Here is a 25,546-nt window from a genome sequence, read left to right on the forward strand (position 1 = left end):
TTTGTGAAGCATTAACCGATAAAGAAGAGAGTCATAAAGACTCTCTTCTTTTTTTAGAGTAATTTTTTTAATTCATAGAGTTGTTCTAAGGCTTGTCTTGGTGTGAGGTTATCTATATCAAGATGTGCAATAAAATCAATGACAGGCGATTGAATCTCTACTTCAACGACTTTTTCAACAATGGTTGGTTCAACACTGATTGTTTGAGTGCTTTGTTCTGCAAATAAATCATTTTGCACGGCATTTTGTAAATGCTGCTGTTGTTGCTTCTCCAAAATTTTCAGACGTTTTTGTGCTTCTTTAATTACATTGCCTGGAATACCCGCCAATTTTGCAACTTGTAAACCATGACTCTGGCTGGCTGGCCCTTGTTGGACTTTATGTAATAAAATTAAATTGCCGTTAATTTCCTTGGCTGTGACATGGTAGTTATCAATGCCTGCCTCTTTGGAAAGTTCAGTGAGTTCAAAATAATGCGTTGCAAATAGACATAAACATTTAATGCGTTTGGTTAAATCCAGTACACATGCCCAAGCGAGTGATAATCCATCATAGGTACTGGTACCACGCCCAACTTCATCCATCAAAACAAGCGATTGTTGAGTTGCATGATGTAAAATTTGAGAAGTTTCTGTCATTTCAACCATAAAGGTTGATTTGCCTGTTGAAAGGTCATCGGCAGAACCAATACGAGTAAATACACGGTCAATCGGGCCAAGCTGGGCAGATTGTGCAGGGACAAAACTACCACAATAGGCCAAAAGGCAGATTAGGGCAGTTTGACGCATAAAGGTCGATTTCCCGCCCATATTTGGACCAGTCACAATCGCCATGCGATGATTAAAGTCCAAAAGAGTATCGTTTGGTGTATAAGGCGCTTTGTTTAAGGCTTCGACAACAGGATGACGACCAGCCACAATTTTAATGCCAACTTCAGGGCTAAAGGTTGGGCGTGACCAATGGTGTAGACGAGATAAATGCGAAAAATTGCTTAATACATCAATCTGAGCAATCGCTGCACTCATCATTTGTAAATGGGCAATATTTTGACGCAGATTTTCAAGTAATGCTTCAAATAACATTTTTTCACGGGCCAATGCACGTGATTCACTAGAAAGGACTTTATCTTCAAATACTTTTAGCTCAGGGGTGATGTAGCGTTCGGCATTTTTTAAAGTTTGACGGCGAATATAATCGGTAGGTGCTAACTCTGCTTGGGCACGGGTCAATTCAATATAATAGCCACTCACACGGTTATAGCCAATTTTGAGTGTATTGATCCCTGTACGTTCACGCTCCTTGATTTCCAAATCGACCAGATACTGTCCTGCATGATCACGAATTTTACGCAACTCATCCAATTCGGCATCATATCCTTCAGCAATGACATTGCCGTCGCGTAATAGGACGGGGGGATGTTCAACGATTGCTGAAATAAGATGGTGATGTAGGGTTTTGAAATCTCCGAGCTGTTTGTCTAAATCTTCTAATAATGGACATGATTTATTTTTGAGTAATGTTGCAAGTGCCTGATGTAAAGCTGGAATTTGGGCACAGGCATGGCGAAGTAAGACTAAGTCGCGAGGCCTTGCACTGCCAAGTGCAACACGACTTAAAACACGCTCGATATCTCCAATTTCCTTTAATACATCACGGATAGGTTCTTCATGATAACCTTGAATGATTTGTTCAATGGCATCTAAGCGGGCATCTAAAATTTTGGTATCCCGAATAGGTTGCATAAGTGTGCGGTTTAGGAGACGTCCACCCATTGCGGTCTGGCAATGATTAATTAATTGGAATAAGGATGTTCCGTGTTCAAATAATGGATCAATAATCTCTAGATTACGTCGGGTAACAGGATCTAAAGCAATAAAATGACTGCTGTGTTCAACCTGTATTGAGCGAATATGCGGTAACGCTGTTTTTTGGGTTTCTTTGGCATAGTGAATAAGCGCTGCCGCAGCGGCTTGCGCGAGAGGAAGGTGCTCAAGACCAAACCCTGCAAGCGTCGCTACTGAAAGTTGGTCACATAATGTTTTTGAAGCATTGCTTAGTGTGAAATCTACATTTGGACGTTTGGTAATTGGGCAGTCCATTTGTTTTTTAATGAGATCGACAATATTTTGATCTACGAGGTCTTCATCAATCAAAATTTCACTTGGCATTAAACGCGCCAATTCTATAGGAAGTTGTTCTGGTTTAAATTCTTGTTGTTGAACTTTAAAAATACTGGCACTTAAGTCAAGTAAAGCTAAACCAATTTGATTTTGGTGAATGCAAAGCGCAACGAGATTAGACGATTGGTAGCTGCCAAGGAGTGCATCATCTGTCAGTGTCCCTGGGGTGAGAATACGTACAACTTTACGTTCTACAGGTCCCTTGCCTGTAACTTCACCGACCTGTTCACAAATGGCAACAGTGCGACCTGCTTTGACTAATCGGGCTAAATACCCTTCGGCAGAGTGATAAGGTACGCCTGCCATTGGAATTGGCTCGCCATTGGCCTTACCCCGATGGGTGAGTGTAATGCCTAAAAGTTTGGCTGCTTGGTGTGCATCATCGAAGAATAATTCGTAAAAATCTCCCATTCGATAGAACAATAAGGCATGAGGATGCGCCATTTTTACTTTTAGGTATTGTTGCATCATCGGAGTGTGGGAGGATAGGTCAGCCATTGTTTCGGTGCTATTCATATATATTAAATCCTTAAATTTAAAAAGAATAAAGATTGTTTATTTGAAAGTTTGGCTGTCTAACCAATTCTAACAACTGTTGTCTAAACCTGATTGATTTATCACGGTTGCCATCTTAACAAATTGGAACTGATTCACAAAAAGGAATCCTTTGGGGAATGAAGAAATAACCAACAAAAGTAAGGTTTGGGTGCGGGTGTCTGGTTGTTTGGGTGAATATGTCATTTAGTTATAAATAAAACTTGAAATGTCTTAGATTATTTTTGTAGTGAGGATGCTACCGTAGCTTTATCTACGTTGTTATTAACAAGTCAATAATTCATATTTTAGAATATAAATTGAGATAGGATTTAAATTAAGTTATAAATTGTTATTTGATATATAAAATATTATTTTATATAATTTATGCTAAGAACTTAAGCGATAGATAAAAACTTTTGATTTAGGCTTTCGTCTATTTGATTATGAACATTTTTGCTATTTACAATAAATACTGTATTTATAACAATAAGTATTAATAGAATTCATATTTAATTCATGTTTATGTCGAAGTTGAAAGCAAATAGAGTGATCTTTGTTTTTCTGATTACTTTGAGTGGAACAGCAGTCCACGCAGTAGATCCAAAGCAACAAAGTGCGTTATTGAGTACTGACCAGCAAATTAGGCAGCAACAACGTGATCAGTCATTAGAAAAGATAATTCAACCTGATTCATCTGTGAATTTGGGATTAGAAAAAATATTACAGAATTCATCACAATTACAATATTTAAATTCGCATAGTGAAAATATTTGTTTTGATATCAATAAGTTTGTGTTGATTGGAGAGGACGCACAAAAATTTACTTTTGCTATGCGCTCAGTCACACAAGGGAAATTTAATTTGATTGGCCGTTGTATTGGGGTGCAAGGTTTAAATCAGGCAATTAATTTGATTCAGAATAGTGTTATTAGTCGCGGTTATGTGACAACCAGAATACTACTCCCACCGCAAAATATTGCATCTGGCGCCATTCAGTTAAAAGTCATTGCCGGTAAAGTGGATCAAATCAAGTTCACTAAAGGAACATCTAAACGTGCACATTGGCACAATGCACTTCCTGTTCAATCAGGTGATATTTTAAATATACGTGATATTGAACAAGGGTTAGAAAACTTTAAACGTGTCCCAACAGTTGAAGCAGACTTTAAGATTAAACCTTCAGAACAGCATTTAGAACCAGGATACAGTGATATTGACCTAACTTGGCATCAGGTGAAACCTTACCGCATTTACTTGGGTATTGATGATGCAGGTTCAGATTCAACAGGAAAATATCAGGGTACAGCTACCATATCCCTAGATAATTTACTGACTTTAAATGATTTATTTTACATGAGTTATAATCATGATTTAGGCGGTGGTGATTCAGGAAAGCATGGGTCAGATGGTTACTATGTTAGTTATAGTATTCCATTTGGCTACTGGTTATTGAATACCAATTTAAGTCAATCAGACTATGATCAGACTGTTGCAGGTGCAAGTCAAAGTTATCATTATAGTGGAAAAAGTAAACTTATAAATGCAGACATCTCTCGTGTACTTTACAGAGATGCTCACCGAAAAACGATAGCTTCTTTTGGCGGATGGTATCGGAATTCACATAATTACATTGAAGATGTTGAAGTAGAAGTTCAGCGTAGAAGAACGGCAGGCTGGAAAGCAAGTATTGATCATACTGAATACTTTTCAAATGCAATATTGAATGCCAATGTCACGTATAAGCGTGGTACAGGAGCATTTAATGCAATGCGAGCGCCTGAAGAGAAATTTGGTGAAGCTTATACCCATGTTGGTATTTTACAGGCCAATGCCAGTTTGCAAGTACCTTTTTATGTGGGGCAACAGAACCTGCAATATTTAGCTGAGTGGCGTATTCAATCTAGCAATAAACCCCTGACCCCTCAAGATCGTTTTTCAATTGGAAATCGTTATACCGTGCGTGGCTTTGACGGAGAACAGACGTTAATGGGAGATAAGGGGTTTTTAGTGAGAAATGAACTGAGTGGTTCAATCTTTAAATTGCCGATGCAATGGTATGCAGGGATTGATTATGGTGAAGTTGGTGGTCAAACAGCTTATTATCCAAACCCATTACCAGGAACCAGTCTACTTGGTGCTGTCATTGGCTTACGTGGAAAAATTACCCCGCTGCATTTGAATTATGATGCTTTTGTTGGCGCGCCATTAAAGAAACCGGATCACTTCAAAACAGATGACTACACGACTGGATTTAGTGTGAACTGGACCTATTAATTAGGGTTACTTGAGCGACATTGCTGCTCATATTTAATTTTTTGTATTAAAAAAAGATTTAGAGAGTTTTTTAAAATGAATAAGAATCGTTATCGTATTATTTTTAGTCATGCTCGCGGTATGTTTATTGCTGTTGCTGAGACTGTAAAAAGCAAAACCAAGCAAGCAGGGCAAAGTCTGGGCGCAATGCCAACAGATACGGTTACGGCTCAGGATGATCGGATTCATTATAGAAAACTCAATCTGCTTAACTTTGCTGTGATTGGCTGTTTAGGGGCATTGGTCATTAGCTTACCTATGAGTAGTGTGGCCGATAGTCAGATTATTGCCGATAAAGGTGCTCCGACGGCTCAACAACCGACGATTTTAAACAGTGCCAATGGCACCACGCAGGTGAATATCCAGACGCCGAGTGCCGGTGGTGTGTCACGGAATACCTATACTCAGTTTGATGTGGGACAAGAAGGCGCCATTTTAAATAACTCACGAAATAACACCCAAACTCAAATCGGTGGTTGGGTACAGGGCAATCCTTGGCTTGCAAAAGGTGAAGCCAAAGTTATTTTAAATGAAGTCAACTCGAGCAATCCGAGTCAACTCAAAGGCTATATCGAAGTCGCCGGAAAACAGGCACAAGTGGTCATTGCCAATCCGTCTGGTTTGGTCTGTGATGGCTGTGGTGTGATTAATGCAGATCGTTTTACTTTAACTACAGGTCAAGCGGTGATGAACCAAGGTTATCTTGAATCATTCCGCGTCCGCGAAGGACAGGTCACGATTGAAGGTAAAGGTTTAAATGGAAGTTTAACGCCTTATACCGATATTTATGCGCGTGCTTTAAAAGTCAATGCTGGCCTATATGCAAATGCACTCAATACGGTACTTGGACAAAATGATATTCAAGTCAAAGACCAAGTAGCTCCTCAAATCACGGCAACAACAGGACTAACAACCACACCTCCGCCAAACTTTGCTTTAGATGTAGGCCAACTCGGTGGGATGTATGCGGGTAAAATCTTTTTGGTGGGGACAGAGCAAGGCTTAGGTGTCCGTAATGCAGGTACGATAAATAGTATTCAAAGTACGCTTACGCTGAATGCAAATGGTGATTTGGTCAATAATGGTAACTTGATCGCGAATAACGATCAGGTACAGCTTAAAGCTCAAAATGTTCAAAATACGGGTAACGTGAGTAGTGCCACGTCACAAATTTCTGTTGAGAGTCAAAATTTAGACAACGCGGGTTTAATCAGTAGTGCCGATGAGTTGCATCTGAATCAACAGAATCTTTTAAATAATAGCGGCACATTGAATGCAGCTCGAATTGCACTTGATACCACAGACCTCAAAAACAGTGGTTCGATTGAACAAACTGGAATTCAAGCATTAGATCTTAAAGCGGGTCAAATGAGTAACCTTGGCGGTAAAATCGGCATTGCCAAGACAAGTACTCCTAGTGGTGATACTGGCAATACCGGAGGTAGTACAACAGTTCCCACTGTTCCAGCAGATCCATCTCAAGATGGTGGAAGTTTAGGTGTTGTAACTCCAGTAGATACAACTCCGAAAACCTACGATACAGGCTTTATCCATGCGAAAGGAACCTTCAATAATGATCAAGGTACAGTGGTTGCCAATGGTGGCGTGGATTTAGACAGCCAAAATGGTTTAAATAACCAAGGTGGCCAATTGCATTTAGGGACGGTCACGATTAAAGGGAATAATTTTAATAATGATCAGGGGCAACTCAGTGTTAAACAAGCTGATATTCAGACTACAAGTTTCACCAACCAGCAAGGGTTGTTGCAATCACTCACTTCTTTAGATGTAAATAGCCAGTCTATTGACAATCAAGGCGGTAAAATTAATGCCTTGAATAATATTCGTATGATCTCAAGTGGAAACATCTTAAATCAAGCTGGGCAGATCGCGAGTTCGTCTGAACTTTATTTACAGGGACTGGGTCTAAATAACAGTGGGGGGGATCTTGAGGCTGAACAATTATTAAAACTTAGTTTTTCAGGTCATTTGAATAACCAGAAAGGAAAAATAGTCACCAATAATAACTTGGAGAGTTCACTTTTTGGTCTAGATAACGATCAAGGTGAAATTTCTGCAAAAAATATTACCATTCAAAATAAAGATCAGGCTTTAAATAATGGATCAGGAACGATTTATGCTGACCAAAGTTTAAAAATTCAAACTGGATCTTTAAATAATGCAGTAAACGGTACGTTATCTAGTCATGGAAATCTGCAAATTGATAGTCAGCAACTTGTCAATCAGGGTTATATTCGTGCTGATCAACAGTTAAAAATCAATAATACAGGTGCTATGACACAGCAAGGAGGAGTTCTTTCTGCCTATGGTAATATTGATTTAACCAGTCAGCGTCTTGTTAGTGATGAAAAAAGTGTTATTGCGGTCGGTATCAATGCTCAAGGTGAGCAAGATCAAAATACTCAAGCAGATTTAAATATTAAAACAGAACAGTCACTTGAGCATCACGGGAAACTACTTGCAAGCCGTAATATTGATCTAGATGGAGCAAATGTAGATGTATCGCAAGGCTCGGCAGCAGCTCAAAATATAAATATTACAGCTCGTGATGGAGATATAAATAATCAGTCTGGTATGTTGCAGGCTGACACTATCCAATTCAATGCAGTACAAAACCAGCAAAGTTTGATTAACCAGAGTGGTCGAATTCTTGCGAAAAAATTGAATCTGAACATTGGGACAGATATTAATAACCAACAAGGTTTGATTCAGCACACTGCGTCAGATGACCTGAATTTAACCGTTCAGGGAGTCATTAATAACCAACAAGGCCGTATTCTCACAAATGCAAATCAGTTAAATATTCAAGCACAGGGATTAAATAGTGACTCTGGTGTGATCTTGCATTCGGGCCAAGCTGGCTTAAATATGGATATACAAAATATCCATGCTCAAAAGGCTGAATTGAGAAGTAATAGCATACTTAAGGTTAAGACGGATCAAACACGATTAGACCAATCAAAAGTGTCTGCTACTCAAGTCAATATTCAAGCTAATCAATTGACTGACAGCAATGGTGAAATGCTGTTGAGTGCGGTAAATGGACAAAGTTCAATTCGTGTAAATGGTGACTACCAACATCAAGGAAGTGTATTACAAAGTAATCATAGCTTAGACATTCAAACAGGTTCGCTTAATAATCAAAGTGGGAATATCTTAGTCACCCAAAATGGTTCATCTTCACAACCTGTTCAGTTAAATATTGTCAGCCAAAATGATATTCAAAATGATCTGGGGAATATTATAAGTGAAGGCCAACTTGCATTAAAAGCTGGAAAAGGGCTAAGCAACCAACAAGGAAATATAATTAGTTCTAATGTACTTGAGCTGAAAACAGATAAGTTAATTAATAATCAGTCAGGGCAAATACAAGCGAAGGACATCAAGTTATCTGCATCAAACTTAGATAATAGTTCAGGAGTGATTGCTGCTAAAACTGGTGATGTATCACTCAATATTAATAATCAGCTGAATAATGGTCGTGTCGAGCAAGGTAAGTCAGCTGGTATTATTCAGGCCGCACAAAATATCGATATTCAGACTGGGCGATTAGACAACAGTGGTCTGATTTATGCTGGTCAAAATCAGCAACTGAAAGTCGCTCAAAATCTTAAAAATGCTGGACAGTTAGCTGCTCAAAATAACTTAAATATACAGACGGCTACACTTACGCAGACTTCTGCAGGGAGCATTATTGCAGGTTTAACATCAGATGGTGCATTAGCAAATCAGGGTAATCTTAATATTGATGCCACAGGTGCTATAAATGCGCAGGGGCAACTGATCGTGGACGGTGATTTAAATAGTCAGGCAGCTAGCCATGTCTTAAACCAAAGCCTTGTTCAAGCAAAAAATATTTCGATCAACAGTAAATCTGGTCAATTGAGTGCTCAACAAAGTACGATTCAGGCCGTACAACAACTTAATTTAGTCACTCCAGATACGCTAGATACTCAACAAGCCAATTTAAAGGCGAATAAAGTTCAAATTAATGCAAAAGACTTAAATAACCAGTCAGGACATATCCAGCAAACAGGTTTAGATGACACTCAAATTTTGTTGACGGGTGATTTAAGCAATCAAAACGGGCAAATTGACAGTCTAGGCCAAAAACTACAAATAAATGCTAATAATTTAAATAACCAGAATGGTCTCATTCAATCTGGTACAGTAGACAGCCAACTTATACTCGCTATAGCTAATACGCTCAATAATAATCAGGGTAATATCAAAACTGCTGGTAGTTTGCAAAGTAATAGTTCCGAGTTAAACAATGATGCTGGAACGCTACTTAGCCTCAATGGCTTTAACATCAATACACAGCAGCTTAGCAATCAAGCGGGTCAAATTGTTGAGGCTGGAACACAAGACAATATTGTTAACCAATTCATTGTTAAAAACCTTCTAAACAATAGTAATGGCAAGATTCAGACCAATCATAATCTTGAAATTCAGGCTGGTGCGTTAAAAAACAATACGGGCAGTATTGTGACCGCAGGCACAGCAGGTCTTAATTTCAACACGACATCACGACTCGATAACCAGTCTGGAAATATTCATTCTAGTGGTGATCTCAATGTAAATGCACAAGACATTTTGAATGGTCAGGGACAAATTCTTGCTGCAAAAAATGCTCAGCTTAATAGCCAAAACACCTTAAGTAACCAAGCGGGATTAATTGCAGCACAAAAACAATTAATGATTCAAAGTGTTGCTTTGAATAACCAAGCAGGTCAAATTGGATCGGTAGATGCGGACGTAAATATCCAGACGACACAGCAAGCATTGAATAATCAGAGTGGTAAGATTCAGGCGAATCAAGCGATTAAACTTGATGTACAGGGGCTTGATAATAGCCAGCAAGGCTTGATTAGTAGCACTAAAGGTGACCAAAGTAAAATTCAGATTGATACTCACCAGCAGAGTCTGAATAACCAAAATGGACAGATTAATAGCGGTTATACATTACAGATTAGTACCAATAGTCTGAACAATCAGCAAGGTCTAATCACTGCACAAGGTGATCTTGGTATAAACGCCGTGCAACTGATGGATAACCGACAAACCTATCTAAATGCTACCCTGCCAGAGTTGGCCCAAGGTATTCAATCGTTAGGGCAAGTCATTTTACAAACGTCAGAATTAAATAATGAACAAGGTCAGGTCATTGCTGGAAATGGATTAACTATTCAAGCGCCTAAGGTGAATAACAGTAATGCGGGCTTGTTAGCCAGTGGACAAGATTTACTGATCGATAGTGTTGGACAAGCAGGTACGATTAATAATCAGCAAGGCAAAATCAGTGCTAATCAGAACATTAGCCTCAATACAGGTCTGAGGAGTGGAAGCCAACTCGATAATAGTCAGCAGGGCCTCATTAGTGCTGCAAAGCAAGTCAAAATTGTTAGTCAAAATATTGATAATTCAAATAATAACCAGAATCAGGGTATTCAGGCAGAGCAAATAGAAATAGCTGCTAGTACTTTAAATAATAGTGCTGGTCGCATCTCTGCTGAGCAGCAACTTAATTTAAATATTTCGGATAATTTAAATAATACTAAAGGCTTAATGAGTAGTCTTGATCAATTAACAATACAAGGCCAGAAAGATAATAACCGTCTAATCGTAAACAATCAGCAAGGGACTATGATTGCAGGAGAAGAAGGCTCATCAACTGCAGGTTTAAATATTCTGGCCAAAGGTTTAACAGGCGATGGTAAGGTCTTAAGTCAGGGACAGCTCAATCTTCAGCTCAATGATGATTATGTACAAGATGCTCAAGGTCAGTTGCAGGCACAGGGAAATTTAAACCTTAGCTCTAAGGGTAAAATTACCAATCATGGTGCAATCAAAAGCAACGGACAGTTATCTATTTCAGCAAATACAATTGAAAATGCTGTAGATGGCAGTTTGGAAAGTCAGCAAACTCAACTTGAAGCTGTAGGCGTACTCAATAACTATGGACTCATTAATGGTTCAAATACGTATGTTAAGGCAGGCCAACTCAATAATATTGCCGGACGTATTTATGGTGACCATATTGCAATTCAGGCGAATACTTTAAATAACCAAAGCCTAAATGGTTTAGCGCCAGTTATTGCCTCAAGAGGTGATCTGGATCTAGGCGTACAGGTTTTAAATAATCTGGAAAATAACCTAAATCATCAAAGTGGTTCGCAAATTATTGCCATGGGAGACTTGCGCATAGGAGGTTCGCTTGACTCACAGTGGCATGCTCAAGGAACTGCGCAGCAAGTCAATAACCGAAGTTCTGTAATGAATGCTAATGGCAATATCGACTTGAATGTTGATACTGTTAATAACCAGAATGTCTTTTTTACAACCAAACAACAGCAGACCACAGAGCAACTGGATTACTGGAATATGTATATTTCGGATTCGCGTGCCGGATGGTATAACCCTGGCCCTCAGTCATTAATTACTCAGGAAATCTATAGCCAGAATCCAGATTTATTTACTAAATTAAAGCCAGCCCAACAACTGAACAGTTCCTATGGGAACGCGACGATGAAAGATTATCTGAGTCGTCCTGAGGGTTATTTTTTTATTGTAAATAACGATAACGATAGCTCTGCCGGCAATATGTATAAGGGCTATGTGGTTTATAACGGACAACTCTATAGTACAGACCACTATGAACATGTGAACAGCACCCAAACGACAACGACGACTGTAGCAGATGAGTCAGCACCTGCTATGATCAGCGCTGGGGGGAATTTAAGTTTCACAGGCACAATTCAGAATGACAAAAGCCAAATTATGGTGGGTCAGAAGCTTATTGGAGATGCAAAAGCAATTCATAATACCGATGCCAAAGGTTCTAAAATTACTCACGAACAAGGAACTGTAACGCCGAGTTATGGTAGTTACGGCGGTAAGGGGCACGATAGAATCTGGGCTTCGCCTAAACAAGCTTATAACCCAGCAGATGTTACCAAAGGAGTAGATTTATTTATCTATGAAAATCCAACCAGTGCGACGCCTGTTAAAGTGCAAGACCAAACCCAGCAAGTCAATAAAGACAATTTGGCTGAACAGGCGCTTAGTCAAAACCATGACTCTACTATTGTTGGTCAGCAAAATACACAGGTTAATCAAACAGAAACTGTTCAACAAACGACAGCTCAATCTGATCGTATTCAATCAAATGAGGTGAAAACTGGTCAGGCACAGCTTGAAGGCGTAGTCGGGGCAAACACTACCGATCATAAAGCCATGAGTAGTAGCGCAGTCGATCAAATTCAAAACACTGATACTAAGGCTGCATCTGTTCAGAGGCAAACAACACAGATTGATGGTAGTGGTTTTGAAATTCGTACCAACAACGCTAACGTTAAAGTCCCAAATAATGCGTTGTATAGTAAAAACCCAGACAGCCGTGCTAACTACCTTGTTGAAACAGATCCAGCGTTTAGTCACTATCGCAACTGGTTATCTTCAGATTATATGTTGAATGCATTGGGACTTGACCCAGCGCTTCAGCAAAAAAGATTGGGTGATGGTTACTATGAACAACGTATGGTACAAGACCAAGTTGCTCAACTAACAGGCTACCGTTTCTTACAGGGGTATGGTTCTGATGAAGAGCAATACAAAGCGCTGATGAACAATGGGCTGAGCTATGCCAAACAATACAACTTACGTCCGGGTATTGCACTCACTCCAGAACAAATGGCTCAATTAAGCAGCGATATTGTTTGGCTGGTAGAAAAAGAAACCATCTTGCCAAATGGTACAAAAACCAAAGCTTTAGTCCCGCAAGTTTATGTTAAAGCACGTGTAGGTGACTTAAAAGGCGATGGAACTTTAATGAGTGCCGATAGTATTCAGCTCAATTTAAGTAAAGATTTGACCAACGCGGGAACAATTGCTGGACGACAAGTTGTTCAAATTAATAGCCAGAATTTAAACAATCTTGCTGGAAACATCCGTGGTGGTATCGTTAGCCTTGGTACTGAAAAAGATTTAAATAATATTGGCGGTATGATTCAGGCCGATCAAGCCATGAATTTGCAGGTAAAAGGTAACCTGAATATTCAGTCAACCACACAGAGCAGCCAAAATGCATTAGGCCAGAGCAACTATAGCTGGACAGGAATAGATCGTATTGCTGGTCTTTATGTAGGTTCAGCACAACAGCAAGCGTTGAGCGATCAGCCAACCTTGGTGATGAACGTGGGTGGTGATACTCGCATATTGGCTGCAAATATCCAGAATAATAGTGGTGGGCAAAGTATTATCCGTACGGGCGGTGACCTTAAAGTCGGTAGCCTGAATACGGAAGTCACTAACAATGTGGTAGGTAGCTCAAAAGCTTATCATTTAGATACACGACAAGTCGAAGTTGGCAGTCAGATTAAGAGCCAAGGTGATTTAAGCTTACAAGGCAATAATATTCAGATTCATGGTTCACAAATTAGTAGTTCAGAAGGCTTAACTGCGTTACAGGCGAAAGAACAGCTACAGATTGAAGAAGGTCGAAACAAACTTGATCAACAAGATCAGTCAAGCTTTAGTAAGAAAGGTAAGCTGAGTAGCTCTACGACCAGTGACTTTAGCCATCGTAGTTCAGATATTGTGGTTGGTAGCATTGTTGAAGGCAAAAAAGTGCTATTGGATGCAGGAAATATCAATGTCCGTGGCAGCAATATTGTTTCTGATGAGTTGACGCAGATTCAAGCCAAAGACAATGCAAATATTGAGGGAGCTCAGAACCAATACAACAGCCAAACCAATAGTGTTGTTAAAAACTCTGGTTTTTCTGCAAGCCTTTCAGATGGTGTGGCAAGTGTTGGTTACGCAAAATCGAACGTAAACACAAAAGAGGATGGAAAATCTACTACGCTGACTCAAAGTGTAATCCGTAGTCAAACGGGCGATACGACGATTATTGCTGGCAAGGATTTAACGACAGAAGCAGCTATTTTGGATGCAGGTAAAGACATTAATCTGAAAGGGGCAAATGTTAATCTAAATACAGCTTATACAACTGATGAGCAACATTCAGAAGTTCATAGCAAACAATCTGGTATTTCTGTTGGTGTGACTTATTCACCAGCATATGCGGCAAAATCTGCATATGACAAGAGCATGGGCGATAACCAATACTCTGACAGTGCTGTCGGGAAAATCATGTCGCAAGCCAATGGCATTGATAAAGGGCTCATGGCAGCACAAACCCCAATCGTGATTTCTGGAGGAAGCCACAAAACAGAACAAATAAAGAATACTTCTAGTCGCCAAGCCGTTGTTACACAAGCCACAGCCAAAGGCAATTTAAATATTATTGCGACAGAAGGTAGCATTAATAGTCAAGGTGCACAGCTTTCTGCGGAAGGTGATGCTTTATTACATGCTAAAGAAAATATAAATCTTGGCTTTGCACAAGACCATCAGGAACAAAATGCACAAAGCAAGCAAAGTGGCTTTAGCATAGACAACCGAGATTGGGCTGCACCTGGTGGTGTATATAACAATAAGAATCAAGGCAATGCAACTATAGATAAAGTTACAGGCACACAACTCTCAGTGGGCGGAAAAACCACCTTACAGACTGAACAAGGTGATATCAACATCTTGGGAAGTTCGATTGCCTCACAGGGGGATGTCAATCTCAATGCGGCTCGCGATATCAACATCAAATCAAGCCAAAACAGCCAAAGCCAAAAAGAGAACAGTTCAAACAAAGGCATTGGTAGTGCGCAGATTTCAGATACTGAAAAATTCTTTGGATACATGCGTGGCAATAGCCAAAGTAACAGCAATGATGTTGAACAACAACGCAGTCAAGTGGGAAGTCTAGCAGGTAATGTCAACATACAGGCAGGCAACAACTACACCCAACAAGTTGCGGATGTTGTTGCGAAAAAAGACTTAAACATTTCAGCGCAACAAATCAATATTTTAGAGGATCATACGCGAGGCAGTTCATCTAGTGCAGCAGATGACTTAAAAATTGGCATATTTGCCAAAGTCAGCTCACCGATTTTGGACTTAATCAACAGTGCAGACAAGACAGCACATAGCAAAGCAGATGATCGTACACAAGCATTACAAGCTGTTGCAGCGGGTGCTCAGGGTTATCAAAGCTATAGTGATATCAAAGGTGGCGCATTATTTAAAGCAGAAGCTGGCATCGGGTTTAGCACTAAAGATAGCCAGCAAAACAGTAGTTATGCCACTTCACAACAAAACAACCTGAAAGCTGGTGGTAATGTCAACTTAACCAGTACCAATGGCGATATTCATCTCCAAAATACACAGATGAAAGCGGAAGATAAGATCAATCTCGATTCAGCAAAAAATATTGTATTGGAATCAGGACAAAGCCAAAACAAAGCAGATGGCAAAAACAGCAATGCAGGACTCAGCGTAGGTTATGGCGTTTCCGTTGGAGCTCAAACAGGGGTCTACATTTATGGAGAGGCAGGCTATGGTAAAGGTAGCAACCATTTAGACAATACCACTCAAAATAATACGACTTTGGATGCAAAGAATATTAGCTTAACCAGTAAAGGGGACACCACTTTACGAGGGGCACAAGCGAATGCTAACCGTATTGATGCAAATGTAGGTGGTCAGCTTAAAGTTGAAAGTTTACAAGACACGGTTGAGCAAAGCAGTAACCAAACTGGAGTAGGAGGACGCGTCCAAGCTTCGTTTGGTACAGCATGGCAGGCATCTGGTAATTTTAGTAGTAGCAAGGCCTCAGGCAATTCTAATAGCGTTAATCAACAATCTGGTTTATTTGCAGGAGATGGTGGTTACCATGTGAAAGCAGATAGTGTTGACTTAAAAGGTGGTGCGATTGTTTCGACAGCGTCTAAAGACAATAATGACCTAACCACAAATCGTTTAACTTTTAGCAATATCGAAAACCAAAGTCAGTACGATGCGACGACAGTCAGCTTATCTGGCGGAACTAAATTTGGCAAAGAAACAAACACCGACAGCTCAGGTGTTAAATACACCAATAACGTCAACTGGCGTGATAACACCAGCTTTAGCCCAAGTTTACCGCAACATGAGTCTGATAAAGACAGCAGTACCACCTATGCCACTTTAAGTGCAGGTAATATTACGATAGGTGGTAAGTCGACTACGGTTGAGCAATTGGGTATTCATAGTGATGCCTCGACAGCCAACAGAGCGGTTGAGACTTTACCAAACTTACAAACTATTTTAGATAAGCAAAAAACAGTAGCAGACGCGACATCTACGATTGCAGCAGCTTCACGGACTTATGCGCAAGACCAAGTTAAACAAGCGGCTTCTGAAAAAGAAGCGATTGGCAAACAACTTGCGAGTCAATTAAGTCAAGAGGAACAAACTAAACTCAAAGGAATGACAGCAGCAGAGAAGGATAGCTATTTATCGCGCTATGGTGTTTATGATGCTGCCCTTGCCAATGAAAAAGCAGTAACTCAACAATGGGGTATGGGCGGTGACAAGAGCCGTGCATTGAATGCAGTAACGACGGTAATTACGGGTGCATTGGGTGGGCAGACTGACATTCAGGTTGCAGCCAATGCCTTAGCACCGTATGCAGCCAATGTGATCGGTAAAGAGTTTGGGCATGGTGAGGACAAGAATAAAGCTGTTCAATTGGCGAGCCATGCAATTCTTGGCGCAACCTTGGCTTACTTAAATGGTGGTAACCCAGCAGCGGGTGGCAGTGCAGCCGTTGCGAGTGAAGCAGCGGCAGATTATTTGGCAAATCAGTATAAAGATGACCCAGCTTACAAGAATGGAAAAGGTGAGTTTGATGCAAATCTATTACCTGAAAATGTGAAATCCAGTATACGAGATTTAACAGCAGCGATAGGTGCTGTAGTTGGAGGTACGGTAGGAGATTCAGCATCGAATGCACAGTTAGCGGGTGTGATTGGGCAAAATGCTGTTGAGAATAATGCATTAGAGAATGTGTTATTACCACATGAAATTGATGAAATCAAAAATGATCAGAATGGGCAATATGCAAAAGAGCAGTTACAGGCTATTAAAGATAATAGTACTTATAAAATTAATGCTGATGGAGATTTCATTATCTGTGTAAAAGTTGCAGGATCTTCATGTGCACCAAGAGAAGGTGAGCGTTATGCAACTCAGCAGGAGATATTGGAAAAAGGAGGTGAAGCGGTAGCAACAGCAGCAGCTTCATGGGGAGCAACAAAATTATTAGAGCCAATCGTTGTAGTTGCCAAGGACTCAGGCGTTTGGTCGAAAGTAGTGGGTACGGTAAAAGGGTGGTTTGGGAAAGATGATGTAACAAAAGTCTCAAAATTACCAAATGATGATATTGTTGGAAAATCTAGCTTAGATCATATTGATTTTAGTGGCGGTAAGCCCGCATTACCAAATGACTCATATGCTCCTGATATTACCAATCAACGGAGTGCAGAATTCTATGCACAATATGGAGATAACCCAACTAGAGGTACATTGTCAAATGTTGAAGCTAGACAGTGGTATGTTGATCAAGAGAAAAGAATTCCTGATCTAATTGATAAGACCCAATCACTAGAGGATCAAGCTAAGCAATCATTTGATCTACGAAACTCATTTAGGACAGATGCTAGAACGCTTATGCAAGATCGTATTACTGCTGATCGTCTATTTAGTGAAGAGACGAATATGACTTGGGAACAGTTGGTTAATAAAACTTCAACCAAATTAAGTCAGCAAGGTATTACTCCATCATCTGATAAAATTTATCAAGAAATTATTAAAAGTTCACAAAGATCTAGATCAAGTGTAAATAAAGCGTTGGGAGTAAAATAGTATGAGTAGTAAGGTTATATCACAACAGTTGTCAAAATCAGGGATTGTTGAGTACCATATTTTAGGGCTTGATGATACAGATTTTTTTGATACTTTATTAAGTTTTATTAAACAAGAGTTTGGTGCTATTTTGATGAACCTTGATGAGGGGATATATACCAAAAAAGCTTATTTAAATATTAATAATATAAGTTTAATTTTAGAACATCATGATGATATAGGAAATTATTTTTATTCAACTGATTTAAAATCTAAAGAAATTCTTGAAAAGATTGTAATTGAATTGGAGTCGAGGTTGCATGATTGTCCGTATGAATAATAGGTGTATGGATTACCAATAAGGTAAAAGGTGATCCTTGGTATACAGATGTACCTAAATCAGCAGTTGTAGGAGCATTAGTGCCAGCAATTAGTGGTGAGGCTGCAGTTGCGGCAGCATCACGTACCTATGCTCAAGACCAAATCAAGAATGCAGCAGCTGAAAAAGAAGCGATTGGAAAGCAGATTGCCAGTCAATTAAGTCCAGAAGAACAAGCAGAGATTAAAAAAATGTCTGCGGTGGAGAAGGATAACTATTTGGCGCAAAATGCTGCTTATGCTTCAGCCCTCGCCAATGAAAAAGCAGTGACCCAACAATGGGGTGTGGGAGGAAATAAAGGACGTGCCTTGAATGCGGTTACGACTGTAATTACGGGTGCTTTAGGCGGACAAACGGACATTCAAGTTGCAGCCAATGCACTTGCACCTTATGCAGCACAGCAAATTGGTGAGAAGTTTGGACATGGTGAAGATAAAAACAAGGCAGCGCAATTAGCGTCTCATGTGATATTGGGTGCAACATTGGCTTACTTAAATGGAGGCAATCCAGCAGCTGGAGGTGGTGCAGCAGTTGCAAGTGAAGCAGCAGCAGATTACTTAGCGAATCAATACAATGATGGTAAGACAGCAATTAATCCAGAAACAGGCAAGTTCGATGCCAATCTATTACCAGAAAATGTGAAATCGAGTATTCGAGACTTAACGGCAGCGATTGGAGCAGTTGTTGGTGGAACAGTTGGTGATTCTAAATCGAATGCACAGTTGGCGGGTGTGATTGGGCAGAATGCGGTGGAGAATAATTATTTAGCTAAAAAAGATGTTCAAAATTTAATTAAGGATTTAGAGTCTACTAAGTCTGAAACCGAAAAAGCTGAAATTTACAAAAAATATGCTGAACTGAGTGAAGAGAAAAGAGAGTTAGCTGCTAAGGCTTGTGTTGATATATCTTCAAGTGCGTGTCAACAAGCCATTATTGATATGAAGGATGGGTATAATTTCAGTCAAAATCAAAATGCTGTGTTAGATTATAAATATACACTTGAACCCGAAATTGAATGGACATCAGGACAGGGGCCATTAAAGTTAGAAATTACCAAAGCATCAGAAGATGTCTATAAAAATACTCAAGAAGTACGTTTTGTTGAGTATGAAAATTTAAGCGATTTGGCAAAATATTCTAATTCTGAATCCAGTGAAAAAATTGAAGATTATTTAGGGTCAAAGGACTATAAATATACAAATCAGCCAGTTTTAGATAAACCATTAGGAAATATGTACATATTTCCATCTTTGCAGATTGCCGGCGGAGCCTTAACTGTCGCGGGAGGAGCCTTGTTAGGGGCTACAACCTGTGAAACTGGTATTGGATGTATAGTCGCTGGTTATGGAGTAGCATCAGGATTTGATGATGTTAGAACTGGGGGATTAAATTTTGGTAAGGAACCTGAAAGTCATAATTCAACACTAAGAGAAGATGCTTTAAAATCATTAGGAATGAGTGATCAGGCGGCAGCATGGACTTCATTAGCTGTTGATTTAACTTCTGCAGGTGGTTTAGCTAAATTAGGTGCAAATTCGAGTGGTGTATTAGACATTGCCGAAGCAGCTCAAAAGGCTAAAGTCGATTTGCCACCTATCAATTTTAGCCAGCCTCCTTTAACTGGTTCGGCTAATTCTGTTGACTCTGCAGCTAAATCTGCCGCACAAGAGATAATTACCTCAGGCGAAAATTTAAAACAGGCGGCTGCAGTTGCTGTTGCAGGTGATCACATTCTAGGTATTGAAACAAAAGAATTTACAAATGCTACGTTAAAGAAAATGCAAAATTATAAAAACTTAAAGAATGAGGGCGTCATTGAGGCAATAGATGAAAGTACTTATAAGATAACTGATGTAAATGCTTATATGGAATATTTGAAAACAGCTTATGAAGCGTCAGGAAATGTTATGAATTCAGCTACTGAAAGTCAAATTAGGAGTTTTATTGACTCTCAAAAAACACTTTCAATTCTTGCTGGATTGCCTGGTGCCCATGCTGAAATTCAGGCACAAAATGCTTTATATAATATGTCTAATGTAGTGAGACCTGAAAATGCTACAATATCAACATATAAGTTAGGTAAATCGAATAAAATTGATTCACAAGGTGGTCCATTTACAGCTTGTACTAACTGTAGTGGCATTATTCCTCAAGAAACAAATATTCCAACTGGACGTAAGTAAATGCAGAAAAGAGTAAAAGGTACAATTTTAATCGAAAAGAATAAATTGTTGTTTGAGGACAACAATTTATTCTCTGGAATTGTATTTTTTGAAAAAGATAATGGTTTTTTAACTGCGAATTATGTAGAAAAAGGGATGGTTACTGATGAGTACATTCCTTTCTGTCTACCAGATGATGTCGATAAAAATGTAAAGATCATTGATGGTGATACTATTGAATTTGATGGTGAGAGAGCTACTATAAATGATGGTGAAATCTATAGTGGTATAGCTATAGATTTTGATCACAATGGATATTCATATATTGAAGAATATTATGATGAAGATGGTATAAGAGCTTCTGACGTCTGTTGGAATAAAGACATGACAGTGAGGTCTTTTTATTTAGATCATGGAATAATTTCTGAAAGTGGAGAATTAGAAAATAATAATCTAAAATCATATGGATTAATTGGGTATTTATATATGAATTTTAATTGTGAAGGGGAGGTTGAATATATAAGAATTAATAAGAAAGTTGAAAATTTAAATCAAGATAAAATTAAATTATTGAAATTTCTTCCAATACGAAATATACATGATATTGAAAAATTTAATTTTTCTTCTAAGGTGCTTTTTTCAGGAAATTATTTTGACAATAATTATATTTTTAATTTTTTTAAGGGAGGGAAGTTAGATGATACTAAAAAAATCACTTTTAATGAAACTAATATCAATGATTATGGTTTTTTATTAAAGTTTAATGGAATTAAAGAAGTTAGTGTTTTTACCAAAAACTCATTATCAATGTCTGAGGAGGAGAAAATATGTAATAAAAAAAACAATGAGTTTTTACGGGAACATTTATCTCAAATACTTAAAGAATTTAAGCTAAAAAATAGAAATGTTAAAATTATTTTAAACAAGATTGAGTTGAATTTATGATTCTAGTTGTAGATGTTTTTTATAATGATGAGGGGGCAAAAAGTGTTGCAGGTGTTTTTGAGAATTGGGGGAGTCAACATTTTTATAAAACTTATGAAATAAATATTGGCAATGTAGAAGACTATGTGCCTGGTCAATTCTATAAGCGAGAATTACCATGTATTTTGAGTGTGCTAGAAATTGTTGAAGAAGAATATGAATATATTCTGATAGATGGTTATGTCTTTTTAGGTGCAGAGAGTAAAGCGGGATTAGGTAAACATTTATGGGATGCATTAGCCATTAAAAAGCCAATTATTGGTGTAGCGAAAAACTACTTTAAAGATACCCCAGAAGATTGTGTTGTTTTGCGTGGTAAGAGCCAGAAACCGCTCTATATTACCTCTATTGATATTCCATTAAATGTTGCAAAAGAAAATATTATGCAAATGTATGGTAATCATAGAATTCCAAATTTAATTAAACAAATAGACTTGGAGAGTAGATCGTAGTGTTGGCTTTTAGTGTTACCTGTAAATAAATACATAAAAAATAGGAGGGATTGGCCTCCTATTTTTATAGGATAACTCATGTTAATTTAATTAAAACTATTTATTTATCAAATGTTTTTAATATTTTTTGAATTGGAAGTTGAACCTCAAACGGTCGACAAAATGTTTAACGGGAAATTAGGTGGGATGCTTAGTAAAGCTGATCTTGATAATGCTATCCTTAATAGGAATATGATGAATTTGGCTTAGTAGCACATTTAAATCCGGTGATTTAAATGTGCTTTTAAGTCTTGATAAGAAGCATGTAATCACCATTGTGACAGAAAATGAGTAGTTAAAATGTGTAACAGTGTACTGAAAAAGTTAGAAGAATTAGTCTCAAAATATATTCATGATAAAATCAACTTTTATGATTTTAAAGGCTTTATAATTGGTAAAAGTAATACTTTAAATGATTATATAAACTTTAAATATAATTTAGTCATGATAATAGAGAATTGGTTTGAATATGTGGAGTTCTGCTATTTTGAGAAAAATTGGAAAGAGTATTCTTTAGAGTTAGGAGTTTTTTTAATTAAAGGTATTAAAAGTTATCCTGAAGAGGTTTCTTTGCCATCAGATTCTATAATAACCCGAATCTCGGATAAGGAATTGACTTGAAAAAAAGAAGGACTAGAGCCATCAGTTGAGTTACCACACCAAACTCACAACTCTAGTCCTTATGTTCAATAGTACCGAATTATTCTGCTTAATTGATGATTTCTTTCTTAAATTTGAAGCAACTTATTGGAAATTTCTTAAACAAAGCGGCAGATGCTTAAGAATTCGCCCCTCACAGCTCAGTATTTCAGAAATTATCTTTATTGCAGTTTGGTATAAGTGTTCCAATTTTACTCATTTCAAAGCATTTTTCTTATGGTTAAAACATGATAGATATCATTTATTTAAAAGCTTACCCTGCTATCAACGTATGATTCATTTGATTAATGCACATCAACTGGCTTTGCATGCCTTACATTTTGCCTTGATGAGAAATCATCAAAGCTCATATTTATGGATTGATTCAACCACATTGCCTGTTTGTAAAAATCAAAGAATACAACGCCATAAGTCCCTATCCGCGATAGCAACGCGTGGTAAAAGTTCAATGGGATGGTTCTTTGGCTGTAAATTACATTTACTTATGAATCCATCAGGAGAAATTGTAAATACAGCATTATCTAATGGACATACAGCAGACATCAAAATGGTTGAACAGTTGGTTAAGGGACTCAGAGCAAAACTCTATGCTGATCGTGGGTACATTAGTCAAGATTTAAAATTAAGACTAAAGAGTCAAGGTATTGATTTAATTACCTATCATCGTAAAAACATGCAATCGATTGATCTATTGAAAGTAGATGAATATCACTTGAAACAACGGAATAGGATTGAAACTTTATTCAGTTTGCTTAAAGGGGGCTATAATTTAGTCACGAGCAAAGCCCGAAGTGTTGCAGGCTATCTACAGGTATTTATGCTTCTTTGTGTGCGTACCAACTCTGTCATCAAAATAAGCCGATGATTCGTATTATGGAAACATCAGCTTAAACAGGATTCGGGTTATAATAGTAAAGGAGCAATTTTCTCGTTATTTATCCTAATTTGAAAGTTGAAAGAAAGGAAATATTCAGGGTTGTGATTAAAAAGAGTAAAATGTACTTTCTTTAGTGAAATAGTGTCTCGTCCTAAAAGGGATTGTTCTAAATTTTGTGTAAGTACTTAATTTTCATTTATCCTTCAGAGGATAATTACAAAAGGTACTTCGCATGGATGAAGCAACAATCAAAGGTATGGCTGCCGAATTGGCTAAAGGTCTAAAAACACCAGAAGACTTAAACCAAATGACAGCAGTCTTTAAAAAATTCATGATTGAAACTGCACTCAATACAGAACTTTCAGATCATCTTGGATATGAAAAGCATCAGACAAAGAAAGGCTCAAATAGCCGTAATGGTTTTAGTTCGAAAACTGTTTCAACTCAAGATGGGCAATTGGCTTTAGATATTCCACGTGATCGGGAAGGTTCATTTGAGCCACAAATTATCAAGAAGCACCAAACACGCATCACCAGTATGGATGATCAAATTCTCTCACTGTATGCCAAAGGAATGACCAATAGGGAAATTGTCGCATTCTTCAAAGAAATGTACGATGCAGATGTCTCAGCATCACTCATAAGCAAAGTTACAGATGCAGTGATTGAACAAGTGACCGAGTGGCAAAATAGAGCATTAGACAGTCTTTATAGTCTATCTTGACTGTATCGTTGTAAAAGTCCGTCAGCACTCCAATGTGATGAACAAGTCTGTATATCTTGCCTTAGGTATCAATATGGATGGGCAGAAAGAATTGCTGGGTATGTGGATTGCTCAGACGGAGGGTGCCAAGTTTTGGCTGTCCGTCATGACAGAACTCAAAAATCGAGGGGTTCAGGATATTCTTGTTGCCTGTGTAGATGGATTAAAAGGCTTTCCTGATGCTATTGCTTCTGTTTATCCTCATACGGACATTCAGCTGTGTATTGTGCATGTTGTACGCAATAGCCTGAGATTTGTGAACTGGAAAGACTATAAAGCTGTGACAGCGGGTCTCAAAGCAATCTACCAAGCAAGTACAGAGGAAAATGCCTTAAAGTCTCTAGATATCTTCTGTGATCAATGGAATCATCAATATCCAAAGATTGGAGAATCTTGGCGAGCCAATTGGGAAAATATCCGCACTATATTTAACCTGAGTTCGATCTAAAAAAAGAGTAGAAAAAAAGCCTTTGTATTTGTAACGTATTGGTTCTCAAGACAAAACGTTAAAACACAAGGCTTTCTATGGATCATATTACCGAATTATTTTGTATTTTGGATGATTTTTGCAAAGTATTTGATGAGTCTTTAGAAAAATCTCTTATTTCTCATCAGAATAAACAAGATCAAAAATCTGCGTTGAGCCTTTCTGAGGTGATGACAATCGTCATTCTTTTTCATCAATCAGGCTTTCGTTTCTTCAAATATTTTTATTGCCAAATGATCATTCCTTTTTGGAAATCAGCCTTTCCTAAGCTTCTAAGCTACAACCGATTTATTGAAATTATGCCTCGTTGTTTGCAAGCATTAAGCTGTTTCTTTCATCAAGTCAAAGGAATGGATACAGGTATTAGTCTCATTGATTCCACCAAATGAGTAGTTTGTCATAATCTTCGAATTAAAAGACATCGTGTATTCAAAAATTTGGCAAGCCGAGGGAAAAGTAGTACAGGATGGTTTTATGGATTTAAATTACATCTTGTTATCAATAATTTAGGCGAAATCATAAATCTAAAAGTGACATCAGGTAATGTCCATGATGTCTCCGTTTTGGAAGCACTTACCTTAGAATTGAAAGGGGTATTATTAGGTGATAAAGGTTATTTGAGTAAAGCAAAGACTGAAATTTTAGCTGCTAGGGGGCTAAAATTATTAACACCAGTTCGAAAATCGATGAAAAACGCCAAACTAAAAACACAGCAAGAAAAAGAGTTATTATCAAGACGTGGTTTAATTGAAACAGTGAATGATCAGTTGAAAAATTTACATCAGATAGAGCACTCACGTCATAGATCGATCAATAATTTTATGGTGAATGTTATGGCTGGGGTAGTGGCTTACTGTTTAAATCCCAATAAGCCAACCTTTAAAAATTTGTTAAATGGCTGATAAATCCTGT

Annotated in this window: 8 protein-coding genes and 3 pseudogenes; 10 read left to right on the forward strand and 1 reads right to left on the reverse strand. The window is 38.2% G+C overall.

All coding sequences use genetic code 11. The annotated features are described in order from the left end of the window. Nucleotides 1–53: 53 nt before the first annotated feature. Complete coding sequence (gene mutS / locus ABDV70_RS01010; protein WP_343594710.1) at nucleotides 54–2,696, reverse strand: DNA mismatch repair protein MutS; 2,643 nt, start codon at nucleotides 2,694–2,696, stop codon at nucleotides 54–56. Nucleotides 2,697–3,233: 537 nt separating this feature from the next. Between mutS and ABDV70_RS01015 the strand changes: the two genes are divergently transcribed. From ABDV70_RS01015 to ABDV70_RS01060, 10 genes and pseudogenes are all read left to right on the forward strand, one after another. Further along, on the forward strand, nucleotides 3,234–4,991 hold the full coding sequence (locus ABDV70_RS01015; protein ID WP_343594712.1) for a ShlB/FhaC/HecB family hemolysin secretion/activation protein: 1,758 nt from the start codon (nucleotides 3,234–3,236) through the stop codon (nucleotides 4,989–4,991). A 75-nt stretch (nucleotides 4,992–5,066) separates the two neighbouring features. Next, a complete protein-coding gene (locus tag ABDV70_RS01020; protein WP_343594713.1) occupies nucleotides 5,067–17,852 on the forward strand; it encodes a hemagglutinin repeat-containing protein in 12,786 nt (4,261 codons plus the stop codon). A 1-nt stretch (nucleotide 17,853) separates the two neighbouring features. After that, the gene (locus ABDV70_RS01025; RefSeq protein WP_343594715.1) at nucleotides 17,854–18,171 is read left to right on the forward strand and encodes a hypothetical protein; all 318 of its coding nucleotides are present in this window, start codon (nucleotides 17,854–17,856) and stop codon (nucleotides 18,169–18,171) included. Nucleotides 18,172–18,251: 80 nt separating this feature from the next. After that, nucleotides 18,252–20,393 carry a VENN motif pre-toxin domain-containing protein gene (locus ABDV70_RS01030; protein ID WP_343594717.1) on the forward strand — a complete coding sequence of 714 codons (2,142 nt, stop codon included), beginning with the start codon at nucleotides 18,252–18,254 and terminating at the stop codon, nucleotides 20,391–20,393. Beyond that, on the forward strand, nucleotides 20,394–21,317 hold the full coding sequence (locus ABDV70_RS01035) for a hypothetical protein (RefSeq protein ID WP_343594718.1): 924 nt from the start codon (nucleotides 20,394–20,396) through the stop codon (nucleotides 21,315–21,317). After that, complete coding sequence (locus ABDV70_RS01040) at nucleotides 21,314–21,808, forward strand: endonuclease V (RefSeq protein ID WP_343594719.1); 495 nt, start codon at nucleotides 21,314–21,316, stop codon at nucleotides 21,806–21,808. Before ABDV70_RS01035 ends, ABDV70_RS01040 begins: the two co-directional genes overlap by 4 nt. A 339-nt stretch (nucleotides 21,809–22,147) precedes the next feature. Then, the gene (locus ABDV70_RS01045; RefSeq protein WP_343594721.1) at nucleotides 22,148–22,468 is read left to right on the forward strand and encodes a hypothetical protein; all 321 of its coding nucleotides are present in this window, start codon (nucleotides 22,148–22,150) and stop codon (nucleotides 22,466–22,468) included. Nucleotides 22,469–22,529: 61 nt separating this feature from the next. After that, a pseudogene (locus ABDV70_RS01050) lies at nucleotides 22,530–23,398 on the forward strand (IS982 family transposase). A gap of 218 nt (nucleotides 23,399–23,616) precedes the next feature. After that, nucleotides 23,617–24,592: pseudogene (locus ABDV70_RS01055) on the forward strand (IS256 family transposase); the annotation flags it as partial. Nucleotides 24,593–24,672: 80 nt separating this feature from the next. Then, a pseudogene (locus tag ABDV70_RS01060) lies at nucleotides 24,673–25,536 on the forward strand (IS982 family transposase). Nucleotides 25,537–25,546: the final 10 nt, after the last annotated feature.

Source organism: Acinetobacter sp., from assembly GCF_039596015.1.
In the GTDB taxonomy this organism is placed as follows: domain Bacteria; phylum Pseudomonadota; class Gammaproteobacteria; order Pseudomonadales; family Moraxellaceae; genus Acinetobacter.

Coding starts and splice junctions, on each gene's coding strand:
- ABDV70_RS01020 (WP_343594713.1), top strand. CDS start 5,067: ATGAATAAGAATCGTTATCGTATTATTTTTAGTCATGCTCGCGGTATG.
- ABDV70_RS01045 (WP_343594721.1), top strand. CDS start 22,148: ATGTGTAACAGTGTACTGAAAAAGTTAGAAGAATTAGTCTCAAAATAT.
- ABDV70_RS01035 (WP_343594718.1), top strand. CDS start 20,394: ATGCAGAAAAGAGTAAAAGGTACAATTTTAATCGAAAAGAATAAATTG.
- ABDV70_RS01015 (WP_343594712.1), top strand. CDS start 3,234: ATGTTTATGTCGAAGTTGAAAGCAAATAGAGTGATCTTTGTTTTTCTG.
- ABDV70_RS01040 (WP_343594719.1), top strand. CDS start 21,314: ATGATTCTAGTTGTAGATGTTTTTTATAATGATGAGGGGGCAAAAAGT.
- mutS (WP_343594710.1), bottom strand. CDS start 2,696: ATGAATAGCACCGAAACAATGGCTGACCTATCCTCCCACACTCCGATG.
- ABDV70_RS01025 (WP_343594715.1), top strand. CDS start 17,854: ATGAGTAGTAAGGTTATATCACAACAGTTGTCAAAATCAGGGATTGTT.